The 14,027-nt window shown below is 56.7% G+C and carries 15 protein-coding genes; 6 read left to right on the top strand and 9 right to left on the bottom strand.

Annotation, left to right across the window (positions count from 1 at the left end):
* Nucleotides 1–15: 15 nt before the first annotated feature.
* From PH7735_RS09235 to mazG, 5 genes are all read right to left on the bottom strand, one after another.
* Nucleotides 16–1,422, bottom strand: a complete 1,407-nt coding sequence (locus tag PH7735_RS09235; protein ID WP_058310956.1) for a protein adenylyltransferase SelO — start codon at nucleotides 1,420–1,422, stop codon at nucleotides 16–18.
* 9 nt (nucleotides 1,423–1,431) lie between these two features.
* Entirely contained in the window at nucleotides 1,432–1,881 is a 450-nt protein-coding gene (locus PH7735_RS09230) for a GNAT family N-acetyltransferase (protein ID WP_058310955.1), read from the bottom strand.
* Nucleotides 1,878–2,819, bottom strand: coding sequence for a nucleoside hydrolase (locus PH7735_RS09225; protein WP_058310954.1), 942 nt, complete (start codon nucleotides 2,817–2,819; stop codon nucleotides 1,878–1,880). Before PH7735_RS09225 ends, PH7735_RS09230 begins: the two co-directional genes overlap by 4 nt.
* Before the next feature lie 227 nt (nucleotides 2,820–3,046).
* Nucleotides 3,047–4,060 (bottom strand): Fe(3+) ABC transporter substrate-binding protein, encoded by a 1,014-nt coding sequence (locus PH7735_RS09220; RefSeq protein WP_058310953.1) that lies wholly within the window; start codon nucleotides 4,058–4,060, stop codon nucleotides 3,047–3,049.
* A gap of 81 nt (nucleotides 4,061–4,141) precedes the next feature.
* Complete coding sequence (gene mazG / locus PH7735_RS09215; RefSeq protein WP_058310952.1) at nucleotides 4,142–4,969, bottom strand: nucleoside triphosphate pyrophosphohydrolase; 828 nt, start codon at nucleotides 4,967–4,969, stop codon at nucleotides 4,142–4,144.
* A gap of 64 nt (nucleotides 4,970–5,033) precedes the next feature.
* Between mazG and PH7735_RS09210 the strand changes: the two genes are divergently transcribed.
* The 3 genes from PH7735_RS09210 (at nucleotide 5,034) to PH7735_RS09200 (ending at nucleotide 7,893) form a co-directional block, all read left to right on the top strand.
* Entirely contained in the window at nucleotides 5,034–6,194 is a 1,161-nt protein-coding gene (locus PH7735_RS09210; RefSeq protein WP_058310951.1) for a M20 aminoacylase family protein, read from the top strand.
* A gap of 145 nt (nucleotides 6,195–6,339) precedes the next feature.
* Nucleotides 6,340–7,305 (top strand): agmatinase, encoded by a 966-nt coding sequence (gene speB, locus PH7735_RS09205; protein WP_058310950.1) that lies wholly within the window; start codon nucleotides 6,340–6,342, stop codon nucleotides 7,303–7,305.
* Between the two features lie 183 nt (nucleotides 7,306–7,488).
* Nucleotides 7,489–7,893, top strand: a complete 405-nt coding sequence (locus tag PH7735_RS09200) for a DUF1499 domain-containing protein (protein WP_058310949.1) — start codon at nucleotides 7,489–7,491, stop codon at nucleotides 7,891–7,893.
* Here PH7735_RS09200 and PH7735_RS09195 read toward each other — a convergent pair.
* Entirely contained in the window at nucleotides 7,816–8,142 is a 327-nt protein-coding gene (locus PH7735_RS09195; RefSeq protein WP_082645166.1) for a hypothetical protein, read from the bottom strand. The two genes, PH7735_RS09200 and PH7735_RS09195, sit on opposite strands and share 78 nt — an antisense overlap.
* Nucleotides 8,143–8,204: 62 nt before the next feature.
* Here PH7735_RS09195 and prfA point away from each other — a divergent pair, with 62 nt between their 5' ends.
* The 3 genes from prfA to PH7735_RS09180 all read left to right on the top strand — a co-directional run bounded on the left by prfA (nucleotide 8,205) and on the right by PH7735_RS09180 (nucleotide 10,909).
* Nucleotides 8,205–9,260 carry a peptide chain release factor 1 gene (gene prfA, locus PH7735_RS09190; RefSeq protein ID WP_058310947.1) on the top strand — a complete coding sequence of 352 codons (1,056 nt, stop codon included), beginning with the start codon at nucleotides 8,205–8,207 and terminating at the stop codon, nucleotides 9,258–9,260.
* Entirely contained in the window at nucleotides 9,257–10,090 is an 834-nt protein-coding gene (gene prmC / locus PH7735_RS09185) for a peptide chain release factor N(5)-glutamine methyltransferase (RefSeq protein WP_058310946.1), read from the top strand. The genes prfA and prmC overlap by 4 nt, the downstream gene beginning before the upstream one ends.
* 216 nt (nucleotides 10,091–10,306) lie before the next feature.
* Entirely contained in the window at nucleotides 10,307–10,909 is a 603-nt protein-coding gene (locus PH7735_RS09180; RefSeq protein ID WP_058310945.1) for a DUF4167 domain-containing protein, read from the top strand.
* 42 nt (nucleotides 10,910–10,951) lie between these two features.
* Here the strand turns inward: PH7735_RS09180 and rsmA are convergent, their stop codons facing one another.
* Genes rsmA through PH7735_RS09165 form a run of 3 tightly spaced genes read right to left on the bottom strand, consistent with a single transcriptional unit; the run spans nucleotide 10,952 to nucleotide 14,021 of the window.
* Nucleotides 10,952–11,794 (bottom strand): 16S rRNA (adenine(1518)-N(6)/adenine(1519)-N(6))-dimethyltransferase RsmA, encoded by an 843-nt coding sequence (gene rsmA, locus PH7735_RS09175; protein ID WP_058310944.1) that lies wholly within the window; start codon nucleotides 11,792–11,794, stop codon nucleotides 10,952–10,954.
* A gap of 12 nt (nucleotides 11,795–11,806) precedes the next feature.
* Entirely contained in the window at nucleotides 11,807–12,790 is a 984-nt protein-coding gene (gene pdxA, locus PH7735_RS09170; RefSeq protein ID WP_058310943.1) for a 4-hydroxythreonine-4-phosphate dehydrogenase PdxA, read from the bottom strand.
* Between the two features lies 1 nt (nucleotide 12,791).
* On the bottom strand, nucleotides 12,792–14,021 hold the full coding sequence (locus PH7735_RS09165; protein ID WP_058310942.1) for a peptidylprolyl isomerase: 1,230 nt from the start codon (nucleotides 14,019–14,021) through the stop codon (nucleotides 12,792–12,794).
* Nucleotides 14,022–14,027 lie beyond the last annotated feature (6 nt).

The raw sequence follows: 14,027 nt of genomic DNA, 5'->3' as shown, positions 1-14,027 counted from the left end.
TTAAAGGGCCTCGCCTTAGGTGCCACAGAACGTGGCACGCACCCGTTCATTTTCCAGTGGGGGCCGACGCAGATCGGCAAACTCCGAAGTGTCATCAAACGGCGCTGACAAGGCCTGCATCAAGCGGCTGAAGGGCGCCATGTCCCCCGTCACGGCGGCCTGAATCATCTGCTCAATCCGGTGGTTGCGCGGGATCAGAACCGGATTTGTTGCGCGCATCACGCCATAGGGGTCGTCTTCGCCCTCGATCCGGTTGCGCCAGGTGCGCGCCCAGCTTTCAAACGCGTCACGGTCGACAAACTGGTCCTGGGCCGTGTCGGTGCCAAGGGCGGCAAAGGTATTTGTGAAATCCGCGCCCTGATCGGTCATCATCTGCAACAAAGAGGCACTGAGTTCGCTGTCACCTTTCCGGGCGTTGCGAATGCCGATTTTACGCAAAAGGGTTTGCGACCAAAGTTCTTGCAAAAGATCGGGCATGGCGTGAATGGCTTTGGTGAACTCTTCCACGGCCAGATCACTGTCAGGCATCAGCAGTACAAGAGCTGTCGCCAGCTGTGCCATGTTCCACACGATAATGTCCGCCTGCGCCGCATAGGCATAGCGACCCGTGCGATCAATCGACGAAAACACCGTCATCGGATGATAGGCATCCATAAAGGCGCAGGGGCCGTAATCAATGGTTTCGCCGGAAATTGCACAGTTGTCCGTGTTCATAACCCCATGGATAAATCCGACCGACATCCATTGGCTGACCAGACTGGCCTGACGCGCGATAACCGCCTTGAGAAATCCAAGCGGATCGGACACGTCCGGATAATGCCGCTCACAGGCATAGTCGAACAGGGCCTGCAACCCGGCTTGATCTTGTCTGGCCGCTAACGCCTGAAAGGTGCCAACGCGGATATGGCTGCTGGCCACACGGGTCAGCACAGCGCCGGGCAGGGTGGTCTCGCGTTGGATCGTTTCGCCTGTGGCCACCGCGGCAAGGGCACGCGTGGTCGGAATGCCAAGCGCATGCATGGCTTCACTTACGACAAATTCCCGCAGCACGGGACCAACCCAGGCGCGCCCATCACCATTTCGCGAATAAGGTGTGCGCCCCGAGCCTTTGAGCTGAAGATCGCGCCCCTTGACCTCGCCCAGAAGAACGGCCCGGCCATCCCCCAACTGAGGGTTCCAGTGGCCAAACTGATGCGCCGCATAAAGCTGGGCCAGCGGATCTGCCCCATCAGGGATTTCGTTACCCCCGAAAACGCGTGCCAGCTCTTCTATGTCATCGTCTCCCGAGATGCCGAGATCACGGGCAAGCGGATGATTGAACGCCAATAGTTCTGGCGCCTTGACCGGTACCGGATGGGTGCGGGTGAACAGTCGATCCGGCAGCCGGACATAGGTGTTCTCAAAAGGGATCTGCAAAGCCATGTGCCGCACCTAAAGTTTGCGTGTCATCAACATATATCGGTCGCGGCCCTGAAAACCAGTTTTGGTATATAGGCGGTGTCCCACGTCATTGTCTCGGTCCACCTCAAGATGCACGGCCCGCACACCGGCCTCGGACAGGGCTTTGGGCAACGCAATCAGAACTTCGGTCGCAATGCCACGACCGCGCACCGCCGGACGGATGAACAATTCGTCCACAAAGGAATCCATCCCGCCAAACTCGATAGACCAGCCAAAGGTCACGACAATATATCCGATCGGTGCCCGCGTCGGACCAATAAGATAGACCGCCCCCAAGGGCGATCCCTCCAGAAGGGGCATCAATGCCGCGCGACGTGTGGCATCTTCTTGAGAAATGCCTTCCTCGGCATGAAAGGCCGCCACCAATGGCAGCAGCTTTTCAATATTTTCGGCCCGCGCCAGATGCAGGGCGGCGCTCATAACCGGCCCAGCCGCTCGGTCAGCAAATCAAAGAACCCATCCGCATCAACATCCCCGATAAACAGGGCGTTGGGCGCACGATCCGTCACCCCCCACCAATCCGCGACAGTCATGCCCAAAGTCAGTTCCGAACGCGTTTCGATCATTACGTTGACATTGCGCCCCTGAAACAGATCGGGGCGCAACAAATAGGCCGTCACGCAAGGGTCATGCAAAGGCGCGCCGCTGCTGCCGTACTTCTCTTTGTCAAACCGCTCAAAGAAATCGGTCATCTCGGCGACGGCAATCCCGACCGGAGTGCCAAGGGCGCGAAAGGCGTCGTTGCGCGGCTGTGTGACCAGCGCCTTGTGCGTCACATCCAGCGGCATCACAACAATTGGCGCACCAGCGGAAAACACAATATGCGCAGCCTGCGGGTCAACATAAATGTTGAACTCTGCCGCTGGGGTGATGTTGCCTACTTCGAAATAGGCGCCCCCCATCAAAACAATTTCCTGCACACGGTCGACAATGTCGGGGGCTTTTTCAAACGCCATCGCCACATTGGTCAGCGGCCCCAAGGGGCACAGTGTAATGGTTTTCGGGGGATGGGCGCGCAGAGTCTCAATGATGAAGTCCACCGCATGCTGATCCTGCAAGGGCATCGTCGGATCCGGCAGATCAGGCCCGTCCAGTCCCGATTTCCCGTGCACATGTTCCGCCGTGACAAGATCACGCCCCAAGGGGCGATCACACCCGGCAAAAACCTTTACGTCCGGTTTGCCTGCCAACTCACAAACAATACGCGCATTTTTCTGCGTCAGGGGAAGCGGCACATTGCCGGCAACCGCGGTAATTCCGACAACGTCGATCTCATCCGGACTGGCCAGTGCCAAAAGGATTGCAACAGCATCGTCCTGACCGGGGTCCGTGTCGATTATGATCTTGCGTGGCGCCATGCTGCCGAGCCTTTCCTGTCCTGTGGTTTTCCCTGACTTTGGTCACAGTCCGAAAGGCTTGTCTACGCCCCTCGGCAAATTTCCGCATGGCGTCTTCTTCTGGCCTCAAATATCCCGGAGCGCGAGGCAGAGCCTCGCAAAACGCTCAAGTTAATCACACAAGCCGCCAAACGAAAAATGGCGCTCCGAACAGGGCGCCATCTCAGAATTCAATTTAGCACAGACGCTTAGCCGTCAAAGTCGACTTCTTCTGTCAGCTTAAGCGCCATCGAGCGCTTTTCCGCCAGTGTCATCAGGTTCACATCGTCGGCTGTAAAGTCACCCCAGCTTTGAACCAATGCGTCAGCTTCCGAGCCGGGCGCGATGGGATATTCAAAGTTGGCCTTTGCATAGACTTCCTGCGCCTTGGGCGATGTCAGGAATTCCATCATCTTCAAAGCGGCCTCGGGGTGGGGCGCATGTTTGGCCATCGCAACACCCGAAATGTTGACATGGGTTCCGGCACCTTCAAATGTCGGGAACACGACATTGACGCTTTCAGCCCATTCTTTTTGCTCGTCGTCGTTCAGCATTTTGCCCATGTAATAGGTGTTGCCGATGGCGATGTCACATTCGCCGGCCCAGATGGCCTTGACCTGTGCGCGGTCGTTGCCTTGAGGTTTGCGGGCAAGATTGTCTTTAACACCTTCAAGCCATGCTTTTGCGCCGTCTTCACCAAGGTGGTGGATGACCGCGGATGTCAGCGCGACGTTATAGGCATTGGTGCCGGAACGCGTGCAAATACGGCCTTTCCACTTGGGATCAGCAAGGTCTTCATAGGTGGTGACTTCACCTTCTTGAACACGGTCCTTCGAGGCATAGACGATACGGGCACGTGTCGTCAAACCCCACCATTCTCCGTCGGGATCGTGATACAGGCTGGGAACGTTCGCCTTGAGGACATCGCTTTCAACGGGCTGTGTCAGACCGGCTTCGACAACGGCAGACAGGCGCGAAATGTCGACGGTCAGAACCAGATCCGCAGGCGAACGTGTGCCTTCTGCGGTCATCCGTTCGATCATGCCCTTTTTCAGATAGGCAACGTTGACTTCAATTCCTGTTTCTTCCGTGAAGGCGTCAGTCAGAGGTTTGATCAGCTCGGGCTGACGATAGGAATAGACGTTTACTTCTTCGGCCAGAACCGGTGTCGCAACTGCAAGAGCCGTAGTAGCAAGGAAGGCGGATTTGAATTTTGAAAACACTGGTCTGTCTCATTTTCACTATTTCAGTTGATGAGGCAAATACCTGAGTAATTTTATTGGGTCAATACCTGAATAAATTGTTCAGGTACTGTTTCCAGATTTTTCTTCCACCTTGATCGCATTCCAAAGCGCATCCATTTCCTCGAGGTCGGCTTGCGCGGGCGTTTTGCCTTCCGCTGCCAGTCTGGCTTCGATTCCCTCAAACCGCCGGATGAATTTCTGGTTTGTGCCGCGCAGCGCCGCTTCGGGGTCGACATTCATATGGCGGGCCAGATTTGCCATGACGAACAGCAGATCGCCAAATTCCTCTTCGACTTCGCTTTGGGTCAGCGTATCGCGGGCTTCGACCAGTTCACCGGCTTCCTCGACGATTTTGTCGATAACCTGAGACACATCAGGCCAGTCAAACCCGACACGCGCCGCGCGTTTCTGAAGCTTGACCGCCCGCAACAGCGCCGGCAGCCCGACCGCGACCCCGTCCAGCGTACCTTTTTGCTGTTTTCCCGCACGTTCTGCGGCCTTGATCGTTTCCCAGTCCCGCGTTTGTTGTTCTGCCGACTTGTCTCGGTTTTCGTCGCCAAACACATGGGGGTGGCGGGCCACCATTTTGTCCGACATGGTGTCGGCGACCTCATCAAAGGAAAACAGACCACGTTCCTGTGCCATCTGGGCATGGAAAACCGATTGGAACAAAAGATCCCCCAATTCACCCTTTAGTTCGTCCCACGCCTCGCGTTCGATCGCATCCGCGACTTCATAGGCTTCTTCGATGGTATAAGGGGCGATGGTTGCGAAATCCTGTTCAATATCCCACGGGCATCCGGTTTCCGGGTCCCGAAGACGGCGCATGATTTCCAGAAGACGGGGCATGCCACCCTTGGGGTCAAGAATAAGTGGGTTTTCGGCCATTGCAGTTCCCTTCGCGGCAGTGTTCAGATGCATATCAGATGAACGTGAACAAGGAGTCCAGCCCATGCCGGTCCTGAACAGCATTGCAGCCTATGCAGATGAGATGAAAACCTGGCGCCGCCACTTGCATGCGCATCCCGAACTGGAATTCGACTGTCATGAAACGGCGGCTTTCGTGGCCGAGCGGCTGCGCGAGTTTGGCGTGGATGAAATTCACGAAGGCATCGCCACCTCGGGTCTGGTCGCCATCATCAACGGTCAGGGCGAGGGGGGCACAATCGGGTTGCGGGCCGATATGGATGCGCTGCCGATGCCAGAGACCACCGGCCTCGACTATGCGTCGACGGTTGAGGGGGCAATGCATGCCTGCGGACATGACGGGCACACAACCATGTTGTTGGGCGCGGCCAAGTACCTTGCCGAAACACGCAGGTTTTCAGGGCGTGTTGCGTTGATCTTTCAACCCGCAGAAGAAGGCGGCGGTGGCGCCGGCGTGATGGTGGAAGAAGGCATCATGGACACCTTCGGCATCGACCAGGTCTTTGCCCTGCATAACGTGCCGGACATCGAATTGGGGCATTTCTATACGACTCCCGGCCCGATCATGGCTGCGGTGGACGAGTTTCATATCGACATTCAAGGGCGCGGCGGGCACGGGGCCTATCCGCATGAAACAAGCGATCCGGTGGTTGCCGCTGTATCAATTGCACAGGCCCTTCAAACCATTTTGAGCCGCAACCACGATGCGCGCCAAGAGGCGGTTGTGTCGGTCACACAAATCCATACGGGCAGCACCGACAATGTGATCCCCGATACGGCCTATTTAAATGGAACCGTGCGCACATTTGAACCAGAGGTTCAGGATATGATCATCCGCCGGATGCAGCAGATTGTTGCGGGTCAGGCCGCCAGCTTTGATGTCGAAGCCACGCTGCGCTATGAAAAAGGCTATCCGGCGACGGTCAACAATGCTGACAAAGTTGCCTTTGCCGCCAGTGTCGCCCGCGAGATTTCTGGAGAGGATGCGGTTGAGGACAATCAGGGCAAAGAAATGGGCGCGGAAGATTTCGCTTATATGCTGAATGCGCGTCCCGGTGCCTATTTGTTTGTCGGTCAGGGACCCGGCGCAGGGCTGCACAATCCCAACTATAACTTTAACGATGACGTCTCACCTGTCGGCGCCTCGTTCTTTGCGCGGCTGGTCGAAACCGCCCAGCCGGTTTAAGGCCGCTCATTACTGCTGCAGATCGCCCCGTGCCCACGTGATCGGGCAGGGGGCGTGGTTCAATGTTGCGTTGGGGCTTGACCAACAGATGTCTGTAGATCAGAATTTGATCAAATTATTTCTTGACCGATAAAGTGAGAGTGTCATGGCGCTGGAAGATGCAAAAAATCAGGTGGACGAGGCCTTCACCCGTAAGGATATGCGGGGGTGCAGCTTTGAAAACACCTTTGGCGGCGCGACATCGTTTCTGCGCAGAAGGTATTCAAAAGATCTGACAGATGTCGATATCGCCGTGACCGGCGTGCCATTTGATCAGGCTGTCACCAATCGTCCGGGCACACGTTTGGGGCCACGCGCCATCCGAGAGGCAAGCACGCTTCAGGCCTTTGATCCGCCTTATGGCTGGGATTATTGCGTTCTGGATGAGTTTAGCATTGTCGACTACGGCGATGTTGCTTTTGACTATGCCAAAGTCTCGGATTTTCCCGATGCCCTGACAAACCACATTCGCGGCATCCTGAAAGCGGGCGCGGCGAGCCTTGCACTGGGGGGCGACCATTATGTGACTTTCCCGATCCTCAAGGCCTACGCCGAAAAATACGGGCCGCTGTCCTTGTTGCAATTTGATGCCCATACCGACACCTGGGCGGATGATGATATGGAGCGGATCGACCACGGCACCATGTTTTACAAGGCCGTGAAAATGGGTCTCGTGGATCCTGCGCGCTCGGTTCAGGTGGGCATTCGCACCGTGAATGAAGATCCTTTGGGGGTGAACATCATAGATGCACGCGAAGTACACGAAACCGGACCGGCAGCGGTTGTGGAAAAGATCAAATCCATTCTTGGGTCACATCCGACATATGTAACGTTTGATATCGATTGTCTTGATCCGGCATTTGCGCCCGGCACGGGGACACCTGTCTGGGGTGGCCTGAGCAGTGGTCAGGCCGCGATTATCCTGCGTGATCTGGCCGGCATCAACATGGTTGGTGGCGATGTGGTCGAGGTTTCGCCTCCTTTTGACACAACAGGTGCAACCGCAATTGCGGGCGCGCATGTTGCAACAGAACTGCTTCAGATTTGGGGGGCAACGCGCCGCAAAGGGTGACCCTCAAAAAAAAAGGCACATCGGTGAGAGATGCAAATTTGGGCAAATCTCACCGGTGGGGCTTGGAAATTGACGACAACACGTTTTTAATGCCTGAAATTATTTAGGGCTCGGCCCCGTCGAACAGAATTTTGATGTTTTTGTTGTGCGAGGTCTGGGGTGAGAACTTTGAAAGGGAAACCTATGATCTTTATCTGGTTGATCGCAATTGCGATGCTTGGGGTGCTGGCCTATGTCCGCCTTGCGCCAAGTGATCCCGAAGTCTGGCATGTCACCCCGAAAGTCGAAGCCGACAAAACCTTTCGAAACGGTGCAACGCGACGGGTGTTGACCGGCGGTGGCGGGTTGAAAAAACTGGAAACCATCGCCCTGACAGAGCCGCGCACAGAAATCTTCGCCGGATCAAGCGAGAGCGGCATGATTACATTTGTCAGCCGGTCGCGCCTTGTCGGCTATCCTGATTACACAACGGCGATGCAGGTCGGGGAGGATCTGCTGATCTATGCGCGATCACGATTTGGGCGGCGCGACTTTGGCGTCAACGCCGCCAGAGTGGATGGCTGGATTGACGCTTTGGTCGCCTATTGAAGGCGCCACAAGGTTGGATGACAGGCAACCTTCGGAGATTTCGCGCCACATCGGCACGTTCAGCGACATCTGGCACTGGGCCATGAACATGCGCCCGTCCACTTGCAAACAGATCATTTCGCCCAGCTCGACGCGCCCGCCTTGCTTGTCGGTGCAATAGCAATCAATCACTTTGCCATTCAGGTTATAGTCGGCCAGCGCGGGGGCACTGGCCCCGACCAAACCAAGGATCATCATAATTCTTCGCATGTTTGGAATCTTACACCATTCAGCCCCCTTGACCAAGTCTGCGGATTGTCCCACTTAACCTCATGGTTCCTATTGAGCGATTAGAGCAAATCAAACAGCGTTTCGAGTTTCTTGAGGCGCAGATGTCGGATGGCACAGCGGGCGAGGATATTGCCCGCCTTGCCAAGGAATATTCGGATCTTAGACCCGTTATCGAGCAGATCGCGGCCTATCGTCAGCTGCTGTCCGATTTGGACGACGCCGAGATGATGCTTGACGATCCCGATATGCGGGAACTTGCCGAAGAAGAACTGCCTTTGTTGAAAGAGCGGCTTCCTGCGGCCGAAAAAGAGCTTCAGTTGGCGCTGATTCCTAAAGATGCGGCCGACACGCGGCCCGCCATGGTGGAAATCCGTCCGGGTACCGGCGGTGACGAAGCGGCGCTTTTTGCGGGTGACCTGTTGCGCATGTATCAACGCTATTCCGAGGCGCGCGGCTGGAAGTTTGAGATCATTGAAGAACAGCAAACGGAACTGGGTGGCATCAAGGAAGTGGTGGCGCATGTCAAAGGCGAAAACGTCTTTGCGCGGCTAAAGTACGAATCCGGCGTGCACCGTGTTCAGCGTGTTCCAGAAACCGAAAGCGGCGGGCGTATTCATACATCGGCGGCCACTGTCGCGGTTTTGCCCGAAGCGGAAGATGTCGATATCCAGATTGACGCCAATGACATCCGGATTGATACGATGCGGTCGTCTGGTGCGGGTGGTCAGCACGTCAACACCACGGATTCCGCCGTGCGGATCACGCATATTCCCTCGGGCATTGTCGTGACCAGTTCGGAGAAATCCCAGCACCGTAACCGCGAAATTGCCATGCAGGTTCTGAAAACACGGCTGTTTGATCAGGAGCGGCAGCGGATCGACAGCCAGCGCTCGGAGGCCCGCAAAAGCCAGGTCGGATCAGGTGACCGCTCGGAACGCATTCGCACCTATAATTTTCCGCAGGGCAGGATGACGGATCACCGGATCAACCTGACGCTCTACAAGCTGGATGCGATTATGGGGGGCGATCTGGACGAGATTGTGGATGCCCTGACGGCAGATGATCAGGCGCGTCTGCTTGCGGAGATGGAAGGGTGATCCTGCGTGATGCGCTTCGCAAAGGAATTGCCCAACTGAGGGGTGCCAATATCGAAGGACCGGAACGGGACGCCCGTATTTTGCTGGCGCATGTCATGGGCATACCCACCGGTCACATTTCCCTTGAACCGGACATGCCGGTGAGGGACGAACAGTTTCATGCCTATGAAAACGCGCTCATTCGCCGAACACAGAATATGCCGGTGTCCAAGATTATCGGGAAACGCCAGTTTTGGGGACGCGATTTTCTGGTCACGTCGGATGTTCTTGACCCGCGCCCGGAAACAGAAACCCTGATCGCCGAGGTGCTGGCCGGGCCTTCCCCCCGCCGGATTCTGGATCTTGGGACGGGGTCGGGTATTTTGCCCGTGACCCTGCTTGCCGAACGCCCTGCGGCAGTTGCGGTTGCGACAGACATCAGCCCAGCAGCTTTGGCCGTCGCGCAGGAGAATGCCGAGACACACGGCGTGTCTGACCGGTTGACGCTCCAGCAGGCCGACTGGTTCAAAGGGGTCGAAGGGCAGTTTGATCTGATCCTGTCCAACCCGCCCTATATTTCCGAAATCGAGATGTTGGACCTGTCGCCCGAGGTCTTGCAACATGACCCGCATCTGGCCCTGACACCCGGTGGCGATGGGCTTTCTCCCTATGTTAAAATAGGTGAAGACGCGCATCATCATCTGGCCCCACAGGGCAGGTTGCTTGTCGAAATTGGCTGGAAACAGGGGCCGGATGTGCTCGCTATTTTCCGCGAGGCAGGTCTGAGCCATGTTCAGATTCACACCGATCTGGATGGCAGGGATCGCGTTGTTTCTGCTACAATCGCATAGATCTTTCGAAAAAAGCGCGAAATTCCACCTATTTTCGACTTAACCTCTTGTGTGCGATGCCATACCCGATTACTCAATAAGTGTCCTTGCGAAGATGGTGCATACGCCGGTCCCGCAGGACACCAAGCCAAAAAGTCGGTACCCGGGTTTTGAGCGCAAGGGGCGCGAAACGGGTTTATCGATTGATTTTCTGACCAAGGCTGGACAGCAAGAAAAATGAGATCTTCTAAATCCCGTTCGCGGAACAAGAACAATCGCAACCGTCCCTCAGGTAACGTCGTCAACCGTGTGTTTGACAGCTCGGGCCCCGAGGGCAAAGTGCGTGGCACACCCCAGCAGATTATTGACAAGTATAATCAGCTCGCACGTGATGCGCAGCTTGCAAATGACCGTGTTGCAACCGAAAATTTCCAACAGCACGCAGAACACTATCTGCGCATGCTTGCCGAGGCTCAACGCGAGCAGGATGCACGCCGTGAAGAACACGAGCGTCAGAACCGCGAACGTCAGGCCGAGCGCGATCGCGAGCGTCAGGAACGCATTGAGCGTCAGGAACGCGAAGCAAACACCGCTTCCGATGCACCAGCCAAGGTCGAAGACCCGTCTGATGCACCACAGCCTGATGTGATTGAAATCGTGGAAGAAAGCGCAGAATCCGGTCTGGTTGAGACACCAGAGGCAAAGGCGGAAACCAAGCCAAAGCCACCGCGAAAGCCACGTCGCAAGCCTGCTCCGAAGAAAGAGCCCAAGGCGGCGGAACCTGCCGCGGCCGAGCCAGCCGCAGAGGCGCCTTCTGACAAACCGGAAGCAGCAGAATAAATCAAAAGACCCGAAGCAACGCTTCGGGTCTTTTCTTTAGGATCAGGCTTTTTTGATTTCTCTGGCCAAGGCGCAGAACTGTTCAAGTGACACCTGTTCTGCCCGTTCGGTGGGTTGAATGCCCGCCGCAAGCAACCGATCTTCGAGATCCGGTGCCGTTCCCTTCAGGGCAGCGCGCAACATTTTGCGGCGCTGGTTAAAGGCTTTTGCCACCACGTGGCTCAGGGTTGAGGCGTCGGCCTCGAATTTCGGTTCGGGCAGAGCCGCGAGGTGCACAACCGCACTGCTGACTTTGGGAGGCGGCGTAAATGCGCCCGGTGGCAGGTGCATCACAATTTTCGCATCCGCGCGCCACTGTGCCAGAATGGCCAGCCGCCCATAGGCTTTTGACCCCGGTTGCGCCACGATCCGCTCTGCGACCTCGCGTTGGAACATAAGTGTCAGGCTTTGCCAAAAGGGAGGCCACTCTTTCGGGGTGAGCCAGCGCACCAGCAATTCCGTACCGACATTATAAGGCAGATTGGCCGCGATACGGATGGGCGGTGTCAGATGGGCAAGCGGATTAATCTCGAGCGCATCACCGTTAATCACCTCGAGCTGGCCGGGATAGGCCGCGCTGATTTGTTCCAGCACCGGCATACAGCGCGTGTCTTTTTCGATGGCAAGAACCTTGCGGGCGCCTTCGGACAGCAACCCGCGTGTCAATCCGCCAGGGCCCGGACCGATCTCAAGCACATCACATTCGCGCAGGTCTCCGGCCTGTCGGGCGATTTTGGCCGTCAGGTTCAGATCCAGCAAAAAGTTCTGCCCCAGCGATTTGCGCGCAGACAGCCCATGTTCGGCGATGACGTCTCGCAAGGGGGGCAGGTTATCAATCGCGCTCATGTGTCTTCTTTCTTAGTGTTCTTTGTGATCCGACCGCGACGCCGCCATACGCTGCGCCATTCTGAGCGCCTCGATCAGGCTTGTCGGTGTGGCAATGCCTTTGCCGGCAATGTCGAAAGCGGTGCCATGATCCGGAGAGGTCCGAATAAACGGCAGCCCCAGCGTCACATTGACCCCGCGATCGAAATCCAGTGTCTTGATCGGGATCAGCGCCTGATCATGGTACATACAAACTGCGGCATCATATTTGGCGCGCGCCGCCGCATGAAACATGGTGTCGGCGGGCAGGGGGCCGGACAAGGCCCATCCCTGTGATAGCAACTCTTCAACGACGGGCGCGATCACGGTCATGTCTTCGTGTCCCATCGCACCACCTTCGCCGGCATGGGGGTTCAGCCCCGCAACGGCAATGCGCGGGTCTTCGATGCCAAACTGGTTGCGCAGGCCGTCGCGGGTGATTTCCAGAGTTTTGCGCAGCAACTGGGCCGTCAGGATTTGGGGAACGTCGGCAAGTGCGATGTGAATGGTTGTCGGTACAACCCGCAACTGTTCGCTGGCAAGCATCATCACAACGTTTTCGACACCCGCCAGATGGGCCAGATATTCGGTATGACCGGGCCACGGAAACGATGTTCCGTCCTTCAATGCCTTTTTATGGATCGGGGCTGTGCACAGGGCGCTGGCAGTTCCGTCCATTGCCAGACGGGCGCCCAGTGCAATGGCCTCCATAACACCTTCGGCATTTGCGGGATCAGGTTGACCCGCAATGGCCTGCCCACCAAAGGCGAGCGGCAAAACGGGCAGGGCGTCACGGCACGCTTGAACAGCGTCACGAGGATCTGAAAGTTCCACAACCGGCACGGTCTTGGGAACATGTCGCGGATCTGCGATCAAAAAGAAGGGCACGTCTCCCTTGAGCTGTTCCCACGCCCGCACAGCCAGTTCAAGACCGATCCCTGCCGGTTCTCCACAGCTGAGCGCGATGGGAGCCGTCATTTTATTCGACGATCCGCGCTTCTGCGCGCAGCTGAGACATATACCCGTTGGCATAGGATTGAAGTCGCTGGTTGCGCAAAGAGTTGGCGACGTCTTCACGCGAGACCTCTTCACCCAGATCCACGGTGCGACCGCACATCATGAGCAGAACCATAATCGGTTCGCCACTGGCGCTGCGGCGCTGCACATTTGTGGACACTTCGTTTTTGTCCAGCTTGGCAAGCTCGACACCATAGTCGCGTGGCACTTCACCGGGCGCAACAGCTTCGCGCACAAGGTTTTCACGCGGCATATCCTTGGCGGCACCATAAAGGTCGTCGCAAGTATCAAGATCGTCCACGATCTTTTTGATAAGGCTTATGTTTTGCTCGCTGCGGCCACCCGGCAATGACAGGGCGGCGTAATCAACCGCAGAGTAATTCGGTGTGCGGCGACCGGTTTCGCGCATCGAGCGCAGCTGGAACAGAGCAACCGCATTGGGCAGGCTTACAGGCGCGGTCACTTCGCCCGGCTTCAACGCCATGATCTGGGGGCGCAGTTCCGGCGGCAGACGCGTGATCGACATCCAGTCGATGCGCCCGTCGTTATCTTTGGTGCGTGAACCGGAATACTGACGCGCCGCTTCTGCAAATTCACTGACCGATGTCAGTTCACTGATCTGCAGGGACAGGGACTGAACCTGACTGATGGTTTGTGGAGTAACCGGAATGACGATTTCCGACAGAAGAACGTTGATCCCGCCCGATCCGCTGTTGGAGGCGATGGCGCGGTCAATTTCTTCTTCCGAAATATTGGCTTGCGAGCCATAGCGCGTCTGGATCACGCCGCGCCACGCAATCTGGGCATAGAGGAAGTCGCGCAAGGTTGCTTCGTAGAGGCCGTCTTTTTCCAGCGCCTTGAGCATGTCTTCGGGCTTCATGTTGACCCGGCGGGCAAAGTCCTGAATGCCGGCTTCCACACCTTCTTCGCTTGGGAAAATCCCGTTGATTTCAGCGGCTTCAAGCTGAAGGCGTTCTTCGATCAATTGCTCTTTGGCGAGCTTGTCCACGTTGCCGGGGCGATTCATGATGTTCAGCAAAAGAGCGCGCTGGTCGATCTCGAAGTAGGTGACAACGCGGTCGTTCACAATCACGGCAGGCGAAAACCCACTTTGCGACGCCACAGGTCCGGCCAGAGACGCACAAAGCGCCACGGCGGTCGTGAGGCGGGCGAAAAGGCGGTGTGAAATCATAATTCA

The sequence above is a fragment of the Shimia thalassica genome, assembly GCF_001458215.1.
GTDB lineage: Bacteria > Pseudomonadota > Alphaproteobacteria > Rhodobacterales > Rhodobacteraceae > Shimia > Shimia thalassica.
This window is presented reverse-complemented; position numbering and strand designations above follow the sequence as displayed.

Bases quoted from the DNA above. Each gene is read 5' to 3' on its own strand.
- PH7735_RS09235 (WP_058310956.1), bottom strand. From the start codon at position 1,422: ATGGCTTTGCAGATCCCTTTTGAGAACACCTATGTCCGGCTGCCGGAT.
- PH7735_RS09230 (WP_058310955.1), bottom strand. From the start codon at position 1,881: ATGAGCGCCGCCCTGCATCTGGCGCGGGCCGAAAATATTGAAAAGCTG.
- PH7735_RS09225 (WP_058310954.1), bottom strand. From the start codon at position 2,819: ATGGCGCCACGCAAGATCATAATCGACACGGACCCCGGTCAGGACGAT.
- mazG (WP_058310952.1), bottom strand. From the start codon at position 4,969: ATGGCCGAAAACCCACTTATTCTTGACCCCAAGGGTGGCATGCCCCGT.
- PH7735_RS09210 (WP_058310951.1), top strand. From the start codon at position 5,034: ATGCCGGTCCTGAACAGCATTGCAGCCTATGCAGATGAGATGAAAACC.
- speB (WP_058310950.1), top strand. From the start codon at position 6,340: ATGGCGCTGGAAGATGCAAAAAATCAGGTGGACGAGGCCTTCACCCGT.
- PH7735_RS09200 (WP_058310949.1), top strand. From the start codon at position 7,489: ATGATCTTTATCTGGTTGATCGCAATTGCGATGCTTGGGGTGCTGGCC.
- PH7735_RS09195 (WP_082645166.1), bottom strand. From the start codon at position 8,142: ATGCGAAGAATTATGATGATCCTTGGTTTGGTCGGGGCCAGTGCCCCC.
- prfA (WP_058310947.1), top strand. From the start codon at position 8,205: ATGGTTCCTATTGAGCGATTAGAGCAAATCAAACAGCGTTTCGAGTTT.
- PH7735_RS09180 (WP_058310945.1), top strand. From the start codon at position 10,307: ATGAGATCTTCTAAATCCCGTTCGCGGAACAAGAACAATCGCAACCGT.
- rsmA (WP_058310944.1), bottom strand. From the start codon at position 11,794: ATGAGCGCGATTGATAACCTGCCCCCCTTGCGAGACGTCATCGCCGAA.
- pdxA (WP_058310943.1), bottom strand. From the start codon at position 12,790: ATGACGGCTCCCATCGCGCTCAGCTGTGGAGAACCGGCAGGGATCGGT.
- PH7735_RS09165 (WP_058310942.1), bottom strand. From the start codon at position 14,021: ATGATTTCACACCGCCTTTTCGCCCGCCTCACGACCGCCGTGGCGCTT.